Here is a 17,150-nt window from a genome sequence, read left to right as displayed (position 1 = left end):
CCTCCTGAAAAACTGCAAAGAGGTAAGTATAGATAATGGCCCTTTTTAGCCATGACGATAGCCGCCGCCCAGCGCTGAAGTCAGCTGCAGCGTGGCGTCGAGATACTGGCCTTTCAGCATCACGCCTTCAAGACGTTCTTCAAGCGCCGGTATTCTGGCTTCGCTGACCCGCGAACCTGCAATGATACCTGCGCTAAAACGCGCCTGCGCCAGCGCCACCACGCGCGCCGCGTCTTTTTCAACCTGCTGCTGGTGACGATTTTTTGCCGTCAGGGTTTCAACTTCACTTGCCGTACGCGCCACCTGATTGACCGCCTCCACCACCGCTTTGTTGTAGTTCGCGACCGAGAGATTATTCTGCGCCTGGGCGATATCCAGATTAGCGTTCAGCCTGCCGCTGTCGAAGATCGGCAGCGTCAGTCCGGCGGTCACGCCCATCTGCTGGGCTGAAGAGCGGAACAGATCGCTCAGGTGCAGGGCATCCTGCTGTAAGAACGCCATCAGGTTCACGTCAGGATAGAACGCCGCTCTGGCGGCCTCCACCTCGCTCATGGAGGCTTCGATATACCAGTGCGCTTCCTGCAGATCCGGTCGGCGAGCCAGCAGTTCATATCCCAGCGTTGCGGGTAACGAGGCTTCTGCTGCAGGCAACGGGTGGCGCGTAAGATGTGCTGTCGGGGTGCCGGTCAGCGCCTCCAGACGCGCTTCAATGGCCTTCATTTTGCCCTTTACGTCAGCCAGCTGTTCATCAGTCTTGCTGGCGTGGATATCGGTTTCGACGCCCTCTACCGAGGAGGTAATACCGTGCTGATACAGTTCGCGATCGGCGTCGATAATATTTTCCTGTTCCTGTTTAATCCGGGTAAGGACATCCCCTGCTTCGGCCTGGGTCTGCCACGCCCAGTAAAGGCGCGCAACGCTGGTTGAAAGCAGCTGGCGGGTCTGCTCCAGCTCCGCTTTTTGCGCATTCACCTTACCGATACGCGCTGCAATCCGGGCGCGATTTTTCCCCCACAGATCGAGATCCCAGCCTGCCGTCAGGCCAAAGGTGCCGTTGGTAAACCATGGGCCGGTGGTGCCCGCCGCCGGGTCGGTCAGGGCAAATGGCCCCATCAGCCCCTCTGCCGACATTTTTTGCCGTTCAACATCCGCAGAAAAATCCATTTGAGGGCCATCGGCAGCGATAGCGGCCTTCGCCTGCGCTTCGGCAAGCGTAATGCGCTGCCGGGCAATTTGCATATCGGGGGCATCCGCTATTGCCTTCGCGATCAGCGAATTTAACTGCGGGTCGTTATATTCTTTCCACCATTCATTTTTCGGCCAGTCCGCATGACGAAGTTGGGTATTAACGGAAGCGGCTGTCGTTTGCACTTTAATTGGCGACACCGTGGAATGTTCCGGTGCGCAGGCAGCCAGCATAAAAACAAGGGGAGCACTCAGAGATAAAATAAGAAAACGTTTCATTACGCCATGCACTCAGAAAAAATAAAGGCGCAACTTACGCTTGATGGCATTCCATTTTTTAGTAACGCGTGGCAATCCGCAAATTGTCATACACTTACATACTCGGCAAAATATTCACCGAGTGAATTATTTATATTTAAATATAAATACTAATTATTTTGACTGTATAACCCGCGCAATATCAGCCGACGTTTGCAGCGTGCGGATCTCCTGAAATAACCCCAGCGCTTCGCTGTACTCTTTGCGTAAATAGCTCAGCCACTGTTTAATTCGCGCGACATGATACAAACCGGTATCGCCCTGCTTTTCCAGACGGCTGTATTTTTGCAGCAGCGTGACAACGTCTGCCCACGGCATCCGCGGTTCGTTATATTTCACTACACGGCTGAGGTTCGGCACGTTCAGCGCGCCGCGGCCGATCATCACCGCATCGCAGCCGGTGGCTTTCAGGCACGCCTGCGCGCTCTCGTAATCCCAGATTTCACCGTTGGCGATCACCGGAATAGCGAGTCGTTTGCGGATCTCACCAATCGCCCGCCAGTTAATGCGCTCGGCTTTGTAGCCGTCTTCTTTAGTGCGGCCATGCACCACCAGCTCGGTGGCCCCGGCCTGCTGCACCGCATCGGCAATTTCAAACTGTCGGGCGTCGCTGTCCCACCCCAGACGCACCTTAACCGTCACCGGCAAATGCGAGGGCACGGCCTCACGCATGGCTTTCGCGCCGCGGTAAATCAGCTCAGGATCTTTCAGCAACGTCGCCCCGCCGCCGCTGCCGTTCACCAGCTTCGACGGACAGCCGCAGTTGAGATCCACCCCGTAAGAGCCCAGCTCAACCGCGCGGGCGGCGTTTTCCGCCAGCCATTCAGGGTACTGGCCGAGCAGCTGAATACGCACCAGCGTGCCGGAAGAGGTCCGGCTCTGGTTGTGCAGCTCGGGGCACAGACGGAAGAAGGATTTTACCGGCAACAGCATATCGACCACGCGCAAAAACTCCGTCACGCAGAGATCGTAATCGTTCACCTCGGTAAGCAGCTCGCGCACGAGAGAGTCGAGCACGCCTTCCATTGGGGCCAGTAAAACACGCATAACAGTACCTGTGAAAAAAGACGCGCTATAGTATCTGCTCTGTTTGTGTGTGGAAAGCCCGACGTTCCATTCCGGAATGTCTGGTATGCTCAAAATTCATGATGTGATCCGTGGCACATTTTCAGGTTTAATTGTATGATGAATGCGTTTCATCAAGGACTTTCACCATGAGCAAATCATTGAACATTATCTGGCAATATCTGCGCGCATTCGTCCTGATTTACGCCTGCCTGTATGCCGGCATTTTCATCGCGTCGCTGCTGCCTATCACCATTCCCGGCAGCATTATCGGTATGCTGATCCTCTTTGTTTTACTGGCGCTGCAAATTCTGCCTGCAAAGTGGGTCAACCCTGGCTGCTTCGTCCTTATCCGCTACATGGCGCTGCTGTTCGTGCCTATCGGCGTGGGAGTCATGCAGTATTTTGATTTGCTCAAGGCCCAGTTCGGCCCGATTGTCGTTTCCTGTGCGGTCAGCACGCTGGTGGTTTTCCTGGTGGTGAGCTGGAGTTCTCATCTGGTACATGGCGAACGTAAAGTGGTCGGGGAGAAAACAAAAAAATGATGGCTAATATCTGGTGGTCACTGCCGTTAACCCTGCTGGTATTCTTCGCCGCGCGCAAGCTTGCCGCACGGTTTAAAATGCCCTTGCTGAACCCGCTGCTGGTGGCGATGGTGGTGATTATTCCCTTCCTGCTGCTCACCGGCATTCCTTATGAGCGCTATTTTGCGGGCAGCAAAATTTTAAACGACCTGCTGCAGCCTGCCGTTGTCGCGCTTGCCTTTCCTTTATATGAGCAGCTGCACCAGATCCGCGCCCGCTGGAAGTCCATCATTACCATCTGTTTTGTGGGAAGCCTGGTGGCGATGATCACCGGCACGTCGGTGGCGCTGCTGATGGGGGCCTCCCCGCAAATTGCCGCCTCTATCCTGCCTAAATCAGTGACCACGCCTATCGCGATGGCAGTGGGCGGTAGTCTCGGCGGTATTCCGGCCATCAGCGCGATGTGCGTGATTTTCGTCGGTATTCTCGGCGCGGTGTTTGGCCACACCCTGCTGAACGGGATGCGTATTCACACCAAAGCGGCGCGCGGGCTGTCGATGGGCACCGCCTCGCACGCGCTGGGTACCGCCCGCTGTGCGGAGCTGGACTATCAGGAAGGGGCGTTTAGCTCGCTGGCGCTGGTGATCTGCGGGATTATCACCTCCCTGCTCGCCCCGTTCATTTTTCCGCTGATTCTGGCGGTGATGGGCTAAAATTTGCGATGCGTCGCGCAAATTTCATTTTGATTTCATAAGTTGCATACATAATGAGAAGTGGATCACATATAAAGCCCTGACGGCTCCGTAAACTACCGATCCATTAACCTTTATGAGGCAAACGCCATGCACCCACGTTTTCAAGCTGCCTTCGCTCAGCTTGCAGAGAATTTGCAGTCAGCCCTGGCTCCCGTTCTGGCAGATGCACATTTCCCCGCCCTGCTGACGGCGGAGCAGGTCACGGTGCTGAAACAGGCAACGGGGCTGGATGAAGACGCGCTGGCTTTCGCACTGCTGCCCCTGGCTGCCGCCTGCGCCCGGGCCGATCTTTCCCACTTCAACGTCGGCGCCATTGCCCGCGGCGTCAGCGGTACCTGGTACTTCGGCGGGAACATGGAGTTCCTCGGCGCAACCATGCAGCAGACCGTTCATGCCGAGCAGAGCGCCATCAGCCACGCCTGGCTGCGCGGTGAGAAAGCCCTGAGCGCCATCACAGTAAACTATACCCCCTGCGGCCACTGCCGTCAGTTTATGAACGAGCTGAACAGCGGGCTGCAGCTGCGCATCAACCTGCCGGGCCGCGCGCCGCACACGCTGGGGGATTACCTGCCGGACGCCTTCGGCCCGAAAGATCTTGAGATCAAAACGCTGCTGATGGACGAGCAGGATCACGGTTTCGCCCCGTCCGGCGATGACCTGAGCCAGGCGGCCATTCGCGCGGCGAACAAGAGCCATACGCCGTACAGTAAATCGCCGAGCGGCGTGGCGCTGCAGTGCCGCGATGGCCGAATCTTTACCGGCAGCTATGCGGAAAACGCCGCGTTTAACCCAACGCTGCCGCCGCTGCAGGGCGCGCTCAACCTGCTGAGCCTGAACGGCTACGATTATCCGGACATTCAGCGCGCCATTCTGGCAGAAAAAGCCGATGCGCCACTGATTCAGTGGGATGCCACCGCCGCGACGCTCAAGGCGTTAGGCTGCACGACGATCGACCGCGTCCTGCTGGCGTAAACCTTCTGGCGGACAGAAATGTCCGCCACGTTGCTGAAAAACCCCTCAGTTGAGTCGCTGTTTCTTGCGCTAACCAGGCGGGTAAAGTAGCCTGAGTTAAATTTCATCCACGAACGAGCCATCTCCATGTTAAAGCGCGTTTTTTACAGCCTGTCTGTCCTGGTCGGCATACTGCTGTTTATCGTGCTGGGTCTTGACCGCTGGATGAGCTGGAAAACCGCCCCCTACATCTTTGATGACCTGCAGGACCTGCCCTATCGCCAGGTGGGCGTGGTGCTCGGCACCGCCAAGTATTACCGCACCGGGGTGATCAACCAGTATTACCGCTACCGCATTCAGGGCGCGCTGAACGCCTATAACAGCGGCAAGGTGAACTACCTGCTGCTGAGCGGCGATAATGCCCTGCAAAGCTATAACGAACCGGTGACGATGCGGAAAGATTTGATTGCCGCAGGCGTCGATCCGGCCGATATCGTGCTCGACTACGCGGGCTTCCGCACCCTGGACTCCATCGTGCGCACGCGTAAAGTCTTCGACACCAACGACTTCATCATCATCACCCAGCGCTTCCACTGCGAGCGCGCGCTGTTTATTGCGCTACATATGGGCATTCAGGCGCAGTGCTACGCCGTACCGTCCCCAAAAGATATGCTGAGCGTGCGCGTGCGCGAGTTTGGTGCGCGTTTTGGCGCCCTGGCAGATCTCTACATTTTCAAACGTGAACCGCGCTTCCTCGGTCCTCTGGTCCCGATCCCGGCGATGCATGAAGTGCCGGAAGACGCGCAGGGTTACCCGGCGGTGACGCCGGAGCAGCTGCTTGAGTTGCAGAAAAAGCGGTAACCCAACGGTGGAGGCAGGCATAAAAAAACCCGCATCGCCGCGGGTTTTTTCATTGTTGCGCTTATTTCTTACGCGCGTACTTCAGTGAATCCAGGGCCACCGCGAAGATAATGATCGCGCCCTTGATGATGTACTGCCAGTACGGGTTCACGCCGATGTAGGTCAAACCGTAGTTGATGACGGTAAAGATGATCACACCGGTGACCACGCCGAGCACGGTACCCACGCCGCCGCTGAAGGAGACGCCGCCGACCACGCAGGCCGCAATCGCATCCAGCTCGTACATGAAGCCAAGGTTGTTGGTTGCGGAGCCGATACGGCCTGCTTCCAGCATCCCGCCGAAGGCGTAGAACACACCGGAAAGCGCGTAAATCATCAGCAGGTTCAGGGCAACGTTTACCCCGGACACTTTCGCCGCTTCCGGGTTACCGCCGATAGCGAAGATGTTTTTACCGAAGCGCGTTTTGTTCCACAGGATCCAGACGAAGGCCACCGCAATCAGCGCATAGAAGGTGATGTACGACAGGCGGAAGCTGCCCAGCGCGATAAACCCTTGCGTAAAGGTGGAGAAGCCGCTGTCAAAGCCCGATATCGGCGACGCGCCTACAAAGTCGTAGTACAGGGAGTTGATACCGTAAACGATGATCATCGTACCCAGCGTGGTGATAAATGGCGTCACGTTGAGGTAAGCGATGATAATACCGTTGATCAGGCCGATCACCGCCCCGATGGCGCAGACAATCAGGATCACCACGAAAATCGGCATGGTCGCCATTTCCGGGAACACCTTGTTGGCGTTTTCCATCGACTGCAGCAGGGTTGCCGCAATTACCGCCGCCAGGCCGACCTGACGACCGGCAGAAAGGTCTGTCCCCTGCGTGACGATAAGCCCCGCCACGCCCAGCGCAATGATGATACGCACGGAGGACTGGGTCAGAATGTTACTCAGGTTCAGCAGGCTTAAGAACGTAGGGTCCTGGAAAATAATAATGGCCAGCAGGACTAAAAGAACAACGTAAATACCGCCTTCTTTCAGGTAAGTGAGAAAACTTTTTTTATTTAACGCACTCATGAGGAGCCCCTGATCTTAAAGGTGCAAAGACGCAAGACGCAAAATTTCGTTTTGCGTTGTCGTTTTGGTGTCAACAATACCGGCAACGAGACCATTGCTCATAACCAGAATACGGTCCGTGATCCCTAACAGTTCCGGCATTTCGGAAGAAATAATAATGATCCCTTTATTCTTTTTCGCCAGCTCGGCAATCAGCTGATAAATTTCAAACTTCGCGCCGACGTCAATACCGCGGGTCGGTTCATCCAGCATCAGAATTTCTGGCTGGGTTAATAACCAACGGCCAATAATAACTTTCTGCTGGTTACCGCCGGAAAGCGAACCAATTTGGGTACGGTGGCCAGGCGTTTTCACGCGCATGGAGTCAATTACCCATTGGGTGTCACTCTTCATGCGGGAATTATCCAGCAGCCCGACTTTGTTTTTGTAGTTACGAATATTAGAGATTAACGAGTTAAAGTTAATATCCAGATAAGCATAAATACCGGTCGAACGACGTTCTTCCGTCACCAGCGCAAAACCGTTATTAATGGCTTCGTTGGCATTATGGTTGTTAATTTTCTTCCCGTGCAGCGTGATGGTACCTTCGGCTTTCTCGCGAATGCCAAACAGGGTTTCCACGATGTCGGTACGCTTTGCCCCTACCAGGCCAGCAATGCCAAGAATTTCGCCTTTGTGAAGGTCGAAAGAAACATCGCGAATGGACGGCTGGCGCAGCGAGGTCAGATTGCGCACTTCCAGGATCACTTCGCCCGGCTTGTTCTCTTTGTCCGGGAAGCGCTGGTTCAGGGAACGGCCAACCATCATGGCGATGATCTTGTCCATGTCCAGCCCTTCCAGCGGCTGCGTGGCAATCCACTGGCCGTCGCGCAGGATGGTAATTTCATCGCACAGCTGGAAGATCTCTTCCATTTTGTGCGAGATGTACACAATGCCGCAGCCGCGCTCTTTCAGCTTACGAATAATGGTAAAAAGGTGGTTAACCTCTTTTTCCGTTAATGACGAGGTGGGTTCGTCCATGATGACGATTTTCGCGTCATAGGAGAACGCTTTGGCAATTTCGATCATCTGCATCTGGGAAACGGATAATGTCCCTACGCGGGCGCGCGGGTCGATATCAATATCCAGCTCATCGAAAATCGCTTTGGTGTCGCGATACATTTTATCCTGATCGACAAACACACCTTTGGTTGGGTAACGTCCCAACCACATGTTATCCATTACCGAGCGTTGCAGTACCAGGTTTAATTCCTGGTGAACCATCGAGATACCGTTTTCCAGCGCTTCTTTCGCTGAATGGAAATCGATCTCTTTCCCCTGAAAAAGAATGCTGCCAGAATCTTTTTGATAGATCCCAAAAAGACATTTTAATAATGTTGATTTACCCGCACCGTTCTCCCCCATTAATGCATGAATAGAGTGAGGACGGACTTTTAAATTAACATTATCGAGTGCCTTAACACCGGGGAATGACTTATTGACGCCTGTCATTTCCAACAAGTATTCACCGGACGACTGAGTAGTTGTGCTGACCATAATTATACCTTGTTGGCCTCGCATATCGCGTTATAAAAGGGCGCAACGAATTGCGCCCAGTGAAGACAAAACAAAGATCTTATTTACCGATAAACTCAGCCAGGTTGGACTGGTCTACGCCCACGTAAGGCACGCGAACGATTTTGTTGTCAATTTTCCAATTGGTGCCATCCGCCGCGCCTTTACCGTCGGCGAGGTTTTTCGCCAGATCGAAGGTCGCTTTCGCCTGGTTGTTGGCATCGTTCAGAACGGTACCGGCCATCGCGCCAGATTTAACCAGCGCCAGCGCTTCAGGCAGAGCATCCACGCCAAATACCGGGATGGACGATTTATTGTGGGCTTTCAGCGCTTCAACCGCGCCCATTGCCATCGCATCGTTGTTAGCAATGACCACTTCGATTTTGTTCGCGTTCGGGCCAGACAGCCACGCGTCCATCTTATCTTTCGCCTGAGCGGTGTCCCACATCGCGGTATCTAACGCCAGCTGCTGGGTTTTCAGGCCTTTGTCGTTCAGCTCTTTGATAACATAGGTGGTACGCGCTTCAGCATCCGGGTGGCCAGGCTCGCCTTTCAGCAGCACGAACTGGATCTGACCGTCTTTGTTCAGGTCCCAGTTCGGGTTCGCCGCCCAGTGTTTCGCGATCAGATCGCCCTGAATAATGCCGGACTCTTTAGAGTCGGTACCGACGTAATACGCTTTGTCATAGCTGTCCAGCGCTTTACGGGAAGGTTCTTTGTTGAAGAAGACGATTGGCACGTTCTGGCCGCGCGCTTTCTCAATAACCGTGCCTGCTGCAGCCGGGTCAACCAGGTTGATTGCCAGGGCCTTAACGCCTTTTGCCAGCAGAACGTCGATCTGGTCGTTCTGTTTGGACTGGTCGTTCTGGGAGTCGTTCATCAGCAGCTGTACGTCTGGCGCTGCTTTCGCATCTTTCTCAATTGCTTTACGCACAACAGACATGAAGTTGTCGTCGTATTTATAGATGGTCACACCAATACGGGTATCCGCAGCGTGCGCTGCTGCACCAAAAAGCATGCTTGCCATTACAGCAGACAGGGTCAACACCTTCTTATTCATGGTATCTCCGGTTTTTTTATGCAGGGTAGTTCTTGTGAATAACGATCGGCAGGCAGGTGTTAATAAAACGTTACTGACAGCCGACGCTCACTTATAAAATTTCTATCTTCCGTGGTCGGTAACGCTCCAGAAATGCGTTTTATTCGTTGTTTGCGGCACATTGGCTATAGTGAAAGCGAATAATCACCGTTACATAGCGTTTCAGCCCCTAAAACGCTGACATCATAGTCAGCGCCTTGTTAAGATACTGTGAATTTACTCACAGATTGAAAACGGTTACATCACCTGATGTAATCAGTTAGTGATCGGAACCACAATTTGCCGGGCGGCAACGGAATGACGACGCACCAGCGTCGGCATGAAGCAGTGCGTAGCCCCCGGATCCAGCAGCCCTGCTGCCCCCTGTAGCGCCAGCTCGGTCGCCAGTTTTGCCATAGAAGCAATGGGATAGCGCACCGTAGTCAGCTGCGGGTCGGTGTAACGGGCAATCGGAATATCATCGAAACCAATCAATGACAAATGCTGTGGCACCGCAATGCCGTTATCCTTCAGCGCAGTCAGCGCGCCCGCGGCCATGCTGTCGTTATAGGCAAACACCGCAGAAAGCTGCAGGTTGCGGCCCAGCAGTTCGACCATTGCCGCCTCACCGCCCTGCATGTCCGGCGTTCCGGTGCCGATCCAGCTTTCTGATGGCGTAATGCCGTGCTCTTTCAGGGCGTTTTGCCACCCCTCACGCCGCAACGCGTCATCTTCAATTTGATGGCTGGAGGCCAGATAGCCGATCCGCTGATGGCCGTTATTGATGAGCATTTTGGTGGCCATCATGGCGCCGCTGACGTTATCCAGCCCGACGCAGCGGTGGGCATAGCCCGGGACGATGCGGTTGATCAGCACCATGCCCGGGATCTGCTCCATAAACCCGGCCAGCTCTTCATCGCTTAAGGCTTTTGAGTGGACAATCAGGGCGTTGCAGCGCTGGCGGATCAGCACTTCTATGGCATAGCGCTCCTTTTCGGCCTCGTGATAGCTGTTGCCAATCAGCACGTATTTCTGATGCTGCTGGGCGACCACATCGACCGCTTTCACCAGCGCACCGAAAAAGGCGTCCGAGACATCCATGACCACCACGCCGATGGTATCGCTGACCTGCGTTGCAAGCGCCTGCGCGTTGGCATTTGGCCGGTACCCTAGCTGGGTCACGGCTTTCATTACGGTTTCACGGGTTTCAGGGCTAACCAGCGCGCTATTGTTCAGCACGCGGGAGACGGTGGCCACAGAAACGCCCGCCAGACGGGCGACGTCACGAATGGTGATCATATTCACCATCCTTCAAAGAATTGCAGCAACTCACAGACACCCCCTGTGTTTAGCAAGGTGGCTATTTTGGCAGCGAGAGAAAGGGGACTACGTGAAGAAAGTCACACTCATGAAAACGCTTACATCCGTTTTGTTAATGATTGTGATCCAGATCGTTATCTGGATGTATTACTCAATGATACCCCTGAAGCATGTGCGGTTAACTGACGCCATGCCCACTCCAGCGGCCCCTGGCGGAAATAACGCAGCCAGATGACAGAAAACGCCAGGTTTACTACCCAGACCGGAATAACAAACGCCAGCAGCCCGAGGCGGTCGAATTTCATAAACAGGCCAAAGCGATAGAAAAGCGTGGTACAGATCAGCGTTTGCAGGAGGTAATTGCTTAACGCCATCCGCCCGACGCAGGCAACGGCGCTGACGATCCACAGACGAGAAAGCTGCGGCCAGAAGCCATAGATCAGCGCCGCATAGCCGATGGTCTGGAACGGCGCGCTCAATTCACGCGGCACCTGCAGCAGAAACGCGCACCAGCGGTAATCCCAGTGAAGGTGCCACTGCGCAATCACCGCCGGAAGGTTAATCAGCACGCCCAGCAGAACCAGCCCCGCGCCGGTGCGGCGGTAGTGACGCAGGCTGAATTCCCCTTTCAGCCAGCCGGTGCGCATCAGCGACGCGCCCATCAGCATCATGCCCGCCAGCTGCCAGCCGTATTGCGCGCCCAGCGCAAGGAGGTTATCCCCCAGCATATCCGCACGGTTGCTTATCGCCTCCGTACCGCCCTTCAGCTTCCAGTACTGCTCGTACTGCAGGTTAGCGGCATCCGGGATCCAGGAACGATTGGTCGCGTCACCGGAGATCAGCCCCAGCAAAAGCAGGACGCCGAGCCCCATGAAATAGAGCATTACGCCGGTGTTAAACAGGCTTTTCACGCTGTGCGCGTCGCGAATCAGCCGCCAGCAGATCAGCCCGACTAACCCATAAGCGAGAAGAATATCACCGTCCCAGAAGAACAGGCCGTGAATGAACCCTAGGATGACCAACAGCGTTAAGCGCGACTGGATCCAGCGCGTGCCGCGTTTGAGCAGAAGCTGCAGGCCCGCGCCAAACAGCAGCGCAAACAGCGTGAGGAATTTAACCTGGGCAAACAGGTCAAGGATCGCCCACGTCCAGGCATCGCTTCGGGTGATGTCGCCGTACCAGGCGGGATTGAGATAAGCGGCCTTCGGCAGACCGAAGGCGCTGATATTCAGCAGCAGGATACCCAGTATGGCGACGCCGCGAACAAAATCGAGCGTGACGTTTCGCTCCATGGTCCCTGCCCTGTCTGATTAGTTGTGGTGACGCACGGCGCGCAGGAACTCCTGGCGGGTGTTCTGGCTTGATTTAAACAGGCCGCCCAGCGAGGTGGTGGTGGTCGCGCTGGTTGCATCACGCACGCCGCGCGCTTTCACGCAGTAGTGCACCGCGTCGATGGAAACCGCCACGTTATTGGTGCCCAGCAGCGTTTGCAGCGCGATCAGGATCTGCTGCGTCAGACGCTCCTGCACCTGAGGGCGCTGCGCGAAGAACTGCACAATACGGTTGATCTTCGACAGGCCAATCACCGTGTCTTTCGGGATATACGCCACGGTCGCTTTACCGTCGATGGTCACGAAATGGTGTTCGCAGGTGCTGGTCAGCGTAATGTCACGGACCGTCACCATCTCATCCACCTTCATCTTGTTTTCGATGACGGTAATTTTCGGGAAGTTGGCGTAATCCAGTCCGGAGAAAATTTCGTCAACGTACATTTTCGCGATACGCTTGGGCGTCTCCATCAGGCTGTCATCGCTCAGATCGAGATTCAGCAGTTGCATGATCTCGGTCATATGCCCGGAAATCAGACTCTTACGGGTTTCATTGTCCATATCCTGAACGGGCGGACGCAGTGGCGTTTCAAGACCGCGCGCGAGCAGGGCTTCGTGGACCAGGGCAGCTTCTTTACTGAGTGATGACATTTTGTTCTCCTGCAGGTGTGGCGTCTTTTGCCCTCGTTGTGGCAAAAGTATGCGCTCATTGTGCGTGAGGCGACGCACATAATCCAGTATTCACGACGATAATTATTGCAATTGCTGTTGCCTTTCAGCGTGGCGATTCCAGACCAGGGCACCCGCGACAAACAGCGCAACGCCAGCCAGCCCCAGCGCAGGCTCCAGCCGGTGGGTTAGCCAGGTTGATAACGCCGAGGTCACCGGCCCCACCAATTGCCCGATGGCATACCCGGTGGTGAGCAGCCCCGCCATATAGCGCGTGTGGTTCGGCGCCAGCTCGCGGCCGTATAAAAGAGAGAGCTGCACCGCGCACAGGAACCCGCCGCCCACCAGCAGCCCGCCCGTCAGCAAACCGCCAATGCCCGGCAGCAGCCAGGCCGCCAGCACGCCAGCGCCCTGTAACCACAGCACGATGGCCAGCCTGCGGTTAGCCGTTGAGGTGTGGCGCAAAAGAATGCTGAGCGCAATGCCGACCACGGCGGCGGCACCAAAAATCGGCCAGACAAACTGGGCAAACAGGCTGCCGGGAAAGCGCACCGCCGCCATTTGCGACAGGAATGTCGCCGGGAGGATATAGCCAAATCCCGCCAGGCTGTAGCTCCAGACCAGGAGCTTTAAATCCGTCGTCAGCACCAGCGGCTCTGGCGCGGTGCCGGGTCGATGAAGCTGCCCGGAACGCGGCAGATAGCGCGCCACCAGCGCAACCAGTACCAGCGCCAGCACGCCGTAGATTTGCCACGCCGCACCGGCCGAAAGGGATTTCGCCTGAATATAGACCGCGAGCAGGCCGCTCAGAGCGATACCTGCCCCTGGTCCGGCAAACACGGCGGCACTGAGCCCCGGTTTACCCAGCTGCCCCAGCCGCTCGTTGCTCCAGGCGGCAATCAGCACCATTGACCAGCCGCTCATGCAGCCAATCACAAAGCGCAGCAGGCCGTGCACAACGGCGTTATCCGCCGCGGCGGAGAGCAGGGTCAACGCAACCGCGCCCATGATGCCGAGCCAGAGTCGCGTTTCAACAAAGCGGTGCGCCCGCATGGCATCCCATGCGCCCACCAGATAGCCCAGATAATTCATCGCCGCCACCAGACCCGCGCTGGTGAGCGTGAGTTGCCCGGCGGCAATCATCAGCGGCACCTGAGGCGTGAAGGCGAAGCGCCCTATCCCCATCGCAACCACCAGAACGACAAACCCACTAAGCGCAATACGCAGCGCCATGATCGCTCCAATTGTTAAAGAAAAGTAAATTTATGATGCAGCATCTCGCCGTTCCGCGAAAGTGAAAGTTGCTCACAGGTAAATGAAAACGCTGTATTATGGCTCTAATGAATAGCTATTCTCATTAAGGAGCCCTGCATGGAACTGCTCGAAGAGCACCGTTGTTTTGAAGGTCGACAGCAGCGCTGGCGGCACGACTCCACCACGCTGAACTGCGCCATGACGTTCAGCATTTTCCTGCCGCCGACGGAAAATCCGCCGGTTCTGTTCTGGCTTTCAGGCCTGACGTGTAACGACGAAAACTTCACTACCAAAGCGGGCGCACAGCGTATTGCGGCCGAACTGGGCATTGCGCTTGTAATGCCCGACACCAGCCCGCGCGGCGATGATGTGGCGGACGATGCCGGGTACGATTTAGGTAAAGGCGCCGGATTTTATCTCAACGCCACCGAACAGCCGTGGGCGAGCCATTACCGCATGTATGACTACATTCGCGACGAGCTGCCTGCGCTGATTAAGGCCGAATTTGCGGTGAGCGACCGCTGCGCCATCAGCGGGCACTCCATGGGCGGGCACGGGGCGCTTATCATGGCGCTGAAAAACCCGGGGAAATACACCAGCGTCTCTGCGTTCGCGCCGATTGTGAACCCAACGCAGGTGCCGTGGGGGCAAAAAGCTTTCACAAACTATCTGGGTGAGGATGCCGAGAAATGGCAGGAATGGGACAGCTGCGCGCTGATGCTGGCAAGCGATTCAGCGAGCGCGATCCCGATGCTTATCGATCAGGGCGATGCGGATCAGTTCCTCGCCGGACAGCTACAGCCTGCGGTTTTGGCTGAGGCGGCGCGCCAGAAGGACTGGCCGCTGACGCTGCGCATTCAGCCGGGATACGATCACAGCTATTACTTTATGGCGTCCTTTATTGAGGATCATCTCCGCTTCCATGCGGAGCATTTGTTTGGGTAAGTTCCGCCTTTTGCCCGGTAGCGCCTTCTGCCTACCGGGTCTTTCCCCTCCCCCATCTTTACATACTTCTATCCGCTTGAATCCAGCCTGTTTTCTGTCGCCCTCACTCAAACACAAATGATTTCAATTATCATTTGTGTTTACAATTATACATTCTTTTGTACAATTCCAGGCTCTTCTCCATCTCAAAGAGTTCTTACAAGACAAAAGCATACAGTTCTCAGGGTTATCCCGATGGAGTTTTATTCATTTTTATACGGAATGTACAAATGACAATACCACGCATTAAGCTCCTGGCCGTCACCATTGGCGCTGCCACATGTTCCCCCTTCGTTCACGCAGCCGATCAGGACACCGTTGTCGTCACCGCGACGGGTTTTGAACAAAAAATCCAGAATGCCCCCGCCTCCATCTCTGTGATTTCAAAACAGCAGATTGAAGATAAAGCCTACCGTGATGTTACCGATGCCCTGAGAGATGTCCCGGGCGTTGTCGTCACTGGCGGCGGGAGCAGCAGTGATATCAGTATTCGCGGCATGGCCTCTCAGTACACCCTGTTCCTGGTGAACGGCAAACGCGTCAGTACGCGAAGCACCCGCCCCAACAGCGACAACTCGGGTATTGAACAAGGCTGGCTGCCGCCGCTGGAGTCCATTGAGCGCATCGAGGTCATCCGCGGCCCGATGTCCTCGCTTTACGGCTCCGATGCTATGGGTGGCGTAATTAACGTCATTACCAAAAAAGTCTCGAACACCAAAGCCTGGACCGGTTCGTTGCATGGCGATGCGACCTTCCAGGAAAACCATGATTCCGGCGATATCTTCCAGACCAACGCCTACGCTTCTGGTCCCCTGATCGACGGACTGCTGGGCGCAAAAGTGACGGGGCTGTTGTCACGCCGCGCAGAAGATAAAATCGTGAACGGCTATAACGAGCAAAAAATGCGTAACGGTGGCATTACGCTGAACTTCACGCCGGACGAGAAGAACGATTTCGACCTCGACTTTGCTCGCGAGCTTCAGGACAGAAACAGCACCCCGGGGATGTCGAAAGCGGCTGAAACCTGCCGGGGAACAACCTGTACGCCAAATACCAAAAGCGACTCGCGCTATGAGCACACCACCTACTCGTTAACCCACAGCGGGTATTACGACGACTTCAATACCACCAGCTATATCCAGCAGGAAGAGACCAATAATCCAGGTCGCGAAATGCGCTCCTATAACACCACCTTCAACAACCAGAACCAGATTTTCCTCGGCGATCATACGTTGACCCTCGGCGGGCAGTATCGCTATGAGAAACTGCGCGACAACGGTAATCAGCTGGAAGCTGCTGACGGCCTGAACAAACTGACGCGCTGGAGCTGGGCCCTGTTTGCCGAAGATGAATGGTCAATGACGGAAAGCTTTACGCTGACCGGCGGCCTGCGTATGGACAAAGACCAAAACTACGGTACTAACTGGACGCCGCGCGGTTACGGCGTATGGCACCTGGCCGATCAGTGGACGTTAAAAGGCGGGGTTTCTGCTGGCTATCGTGCGCCGGATCTGCGTCAGTCGTCTGCCAGCTGGGGCCAGGTGACAGGTGGCGGCCGTCTTGACGGTATCATCGTCGGCAATCCGGATCTGAAACCAGAGAAGAGCCTGAGCGAAGAGCTCGCCCTGCTCTGGGATAATAACGATAACCTTAATGCCGGTGTGACGCTGTTTAATACCGACTTCAAGGACAAGATTACGGAAGTTCGCCGCTGTAACAGCAGCGCCGATCCCGCCTGTACGATTGGCGATCACAGCTATGATTTCGTCAGCGATCGCGTCAACGTGGACAAAGCCAACATGCGCGGCGTGGAGTCCTCCTTCGGGTGGAAGATCACGCGTGATGTGAACTGGACTGCAAACTACACCTATACAGAGTCCGAGCAGAAGAGCGGCCAGTTCTCCGGCAAGCCACTGAACAAAATGCCGAAACACATGTTTAACACCACCCTGGACTGGCAGGCGACGCCCGACGTCGGATTCTGGAGCCGTCTGAACCTGCGCGGTAAAACGTCTGAGTACCTGAGCCGCACGTCAATGTCCCAGGGTACGCCGTCCTACACTCAGGTTGATGTCGGTATGCGCTACAACGCCAACAAAAACCTGCTGGTTACTGCCGGTGTGTATAACGTGCTCGATAAGCAGATTGATTACGATACGTATGACACCGTGCTGGATGGCCGTCGCTATACCGTCGGCATGACCTACAGTTTCTGATCTGCCCATAAAAAAG

General features: G+C 55.5%; 15 protein-coding genes. 6 read left to right on the top strand and 9 right to left on the bottom strand.

From position 1 onward, the window contains the following. Positions 1 to 45: 45 nt before the first annotated feature. Complete coding sequence (mdtQ, locus tag OSH03_RS07625) at positions 46 to 1,464, bottom strand: multidrug resistance outer membrane protein MdtQ (protein WP_266178730.1); 1,419 nt, start codon at positions 1,462 to 1,464, stop codon at positions 46 to 48. A gap of 153 nt (positions 1,465 to 1,617) precedes the next feature. Continuing rightward, positions 1,618 to 2,550: a tRNA dihydrouridine(16) synthase DusC gene (gene dusC, locus OSH03_RS07620; protein ID WP_266178729.1), complete on the bottom strand. Its 933-nt coding sequence runs from the start codon at positions 2,548 to 2,550 to the stop codon at positions 1,618 to 1,620. A 167-nt stretch (positions 2,551 to 2,717) separates the two neighbouring features. Between dusC and OSH03_RS07615 the strand changes: the two genes are divergently transcribed. The 4 genes from OSH03_RS07615 to sanA all read left to right on the top strand — a co-directional run bounded on the left by OSH03_RS07615 (position 2,718) and on the right by sanA (position 5,659). Beyond that, a complete protein-coding gene (locus OSH03_RS07615; RefSeq protein ID WP_049008205.1) occupies positions 2,718 to 3,113 on the top strand; it encodes a CidA/LrgA family protein in 396 nt (131 codons plus the stop codon). Next, the gene (locus OSH03_RS07610) at positions 3,110 to 3,805 is read left to right on the top strand and encodes a CidB/LrgB family autolysis modulator (RefSeq protein WP_041909023.1); all 696 of its coding nucleotides are present in this window, start codon (positions 3,110 to 3,112) and stop codon (positions 3,803 to 3,805) included. The genes OSH03_RS07615 and OSH03_RS07610 overlap by 4 nt, the downstream gene beginning before the upstream one ends. A 129-nt stretch (positions 3,806 to 3,934) precedes the next feature. Next, positions 3,935 to 4,819 (top strand): cytidine deaminase, encoded by an 885-nt coding sequence (gene cdd / locus OSH03_RS07605; RefSeq protein ID WP_266178728.1) that lies wholly within the window; start codon positions 3,935 to 3,937, stop codon positions 4,817 to 4,819. A gap of 126 nt (positions 4,820 to 4,945) precedes the next feature. Next, on the top strand, positions 4,946 to 5,659 hold the full coding sequence (sanA, locus tag OSH03_RS07600) for an outer membrane permeability protein SanA (protein ID WP_266178727.1): 714 nt from the start codon (positions 4,946 to 4,948) through the stop codon (positions 5,657 to 5,659). Positions 5,660 to 5,720: 61 nt separating this feature from the next. On the opposite strand, the gene mglC is transcribed toward sanA, so the two are convergent. From mglC to OSH03_RS07565, 7 genes are all read right to left on the bottom strand, one after another. After that, a complete protein-coding gene (gene mglC / locus OSH03_RS07595) occupies positions 5,721 to 6,731 on the bottom strand; it encodes a galactose/methyl galactoside ABC transporter permease MglC (protein ID WP_013097952.1) in 1,011 nt (336 codons plus the stop codon). 15 nt (positions 6,732 to 6,746) lie between these two features. Beyond that, positions 6,747 to 8,267, bottom strand: coding sequence for a galactose/methyl galactoside ABC transporter ATP-binding protein MglA (gene mglA / locus OSH03_RS07590; protein ID WP_266178726.1), 1,521 nt, complete (start codon positions 8,265 to 8,267; stop codon positions 6,747 to 6,749). 79 nt (positions 8,268 to 8,346) lie between these two features. Continuing rightward, positions 8,347 to 9,345 (bottom strand): galactose/glucose ABC transporter substrate-binding protein MglB, encoded by a 999-nt coding sequence (gene mglB / locus OSH03_RS07585; protein WP_008500923.1) that lies wholly within the window; start codon positions 9,343 to 9,345, stop codon positions 8,347 to 8,349. Between the two features lie 294 nt (positions 9,346 to 9,639). Further along, positions 9,640 to 10,662: an HTH-type transcriptional regulator GalS gene (galS, locus tag OSH03_RS07580; protein ID WP_061097619.1), complete on the bottom strand. Its 1,023-nt coding sequence runs from the start codon at positions 10,660 to 10,662 to the stop codon at positions 9,640 to 9,642. A 155-nt stretch (positions 10,663 to 10,817) separates the two neighbouring features. Further along, a complete protein-coding gene (yeiB, locus tag OSH03_RS07575; protein ID WP_266178725.1) occupies positions 10,818 to 11,975 on the bottom strand; it encodes a DUF418 domain-containing protein YeiB in 1,158 nt (385 codons plus the stop codon). An 18-nt stretch (positions 11,976 to 11,993) separates the two neighbouring features. Next, positions 11,994 to 12,662 carry a GTP cyclohydrolase I FolE gene (gene folE / locus OSH03_RS07570; protein ID WP_023330924.1) on the bottom strand — a complete coding sequence of 223 codons (669 nt, stop codon included), beginning with the start codon at positions 12,660 to 12,662 and terminating at the stop codon, positions 11,994 to 11,996. 102 nt (positions 12,663 to 12,764) lie between these two features. After that, on the bottom strand, positions 12,765 to 13,913 hold the full coding sequence (locus tag OSH03_RS07565) for a YbfB/YjiJ family MFS transporter (RefSeq protein WP_266178724.1): 1,149 nt from the start codon (positions 13,911 to 13,913) through the stop codon (positions 12,765 to 12,767). A 138-nt stretch (positions 13,914 to 14,051) separates the two neighbouring features. Here OSH03_RS07565 and fghA point away from each other — a divergent pair, with 138 nt between their 5' ends. Beyond that, the gene (fghA, locus tag OSH03_RS07560) at positions 14,052 to 14,879 is read left to right on the top strand and encodes an S-formylglutathione hydrolase (protein WP_266178723.1); all 828 of its coding nucleotides are present in this window, start codon (positions 14,052 to 14,054) and stop codon (positions 14,877 to 14,879) included. A 269-nt stretch (positions 14,880 to 15,148) separates the two neighbouring features. Then, positions 15,149 to 17,134, top strand: coding sequence for a ligand-gated channel protein (locus OSH03_RS07555; RefSeq protein ID WP_266178722.1), 1,986 nt, complete (start codon positions 15,149 to 15,151; stop codon positions 17,132 to 17,134). Positions 17,135 to 17,150 lie beyond the last annotated feature (16 nt).

The organism is Enterobacter nematophilus (assembly GCF_026344075.1).
GTDB lineage: Bacteria > Pseudomonadota > Gammaproteobacteria > Enterobacterales > Enterobacteriaceae > Enterobacter > Enterobacter nematophilus.
The sequence above is the reverse complement of the archived record's forward strand: the minus strand, read 5'-3'. Positions and strand labels throughout refer to the sequence as shown.

Coding starts and splice junctions, on each gene's coding strand:
- galS (WP_061097619.1), bottom strand. CDS start 10,662: ATGATCACCATTCGTGACGTCGCCCGTCTGGCGGGCGTTTCTGTGGCC.
- OSH03_RS07610 (WP_041909023.1), top strand. CDS start 3,110: ATGATGGCTAATATCTGGTGGTCACTGCCGTTAACCCTGCTGGTATTC.
- cdd (WP_266178728.1), top strand. CDS start 3,935: ATGCACCCACGTTTTCAAGCTGCCTTCGCTCAGCTTGCAGAGAATTTG.
- sanA (WP_266178727.1), top strand. CDS start 4,946: ATGTTAAAGCGCGTTTTTTACAGCCTGTCTGTCCTGGTCGGCATACTG.
- OSH03_RS07555 (WP_266178722.1), top strand. CDS start 15,149: ATGACAATACCACGCATTAAGCTCCTGGCCGTCACCATTGGCGCTGCC.
- mglA (WP_266178726.1), bottom strand. CDS start 8,267: ATGGTCAGCACAACTACTCAGTCGTCCGGTGAATACTTGTTGGAAATG.
- folE (WP_023330924.1), bottom strand. CDS start 12,662: ATGTCATCACTCAGTAAAGAAGCTGCCCTGGTCCACGAAGCCCTGCTC.
- dusC (WP_266178729.1), bottom strand. CDS start 2,550: ATGCGTGTTTTACTGGCCCCAATGGAAGGCGTGCTCGACTCTCTCGTG.
- mglB (WP_008500923.1), bottom strand. CDS start 9,345: ATGAATAAGAAGGTGTTGACCCTGTCTGCTGTAATGGCAAGCATGCTT.
- OSH03_RS07565 (WP_266178724.1), bottom strand. CDS start 13,913: ATGGCGCTGCGTATTGCGCTTAGTGGGTTTGTCGTTCTGGTGGTTGCG.
- mdtQ (WP_266178730.1), bottom strand. CDS start 1,464: ATGAAACGTTTTCTTATTTTATCTCTGAGTGCTCCCCTTGTTTTTATG.
- yeiB (WP_266178725.1), bottom strand. CDS start 11,975: ATGGAGCGAAACGTCACGCTCGATTTTGTTCGCGGCGTCGCCATACTG.
- fghA (WP_266178723.1), top strand. CDS start 14,052: ATGGAACTGCTCGAAGAGCACCGTTGTTTTGAAGGTCGACAGCAGCGC.
- OSH03_RS07615 (WP_049008205.1), top strand. CDS start 2,718: ATGAGCAAATCATTGAACATTATCTGGCAATATCTGCGCGCATTCGTC.
- mglC (WP_013097952.1), bottom strand. CDS start 6,731: ATGAGTGCGTTAAATAAAAAAAGTTTTCTCACTTACCTGAAAGAAGGC.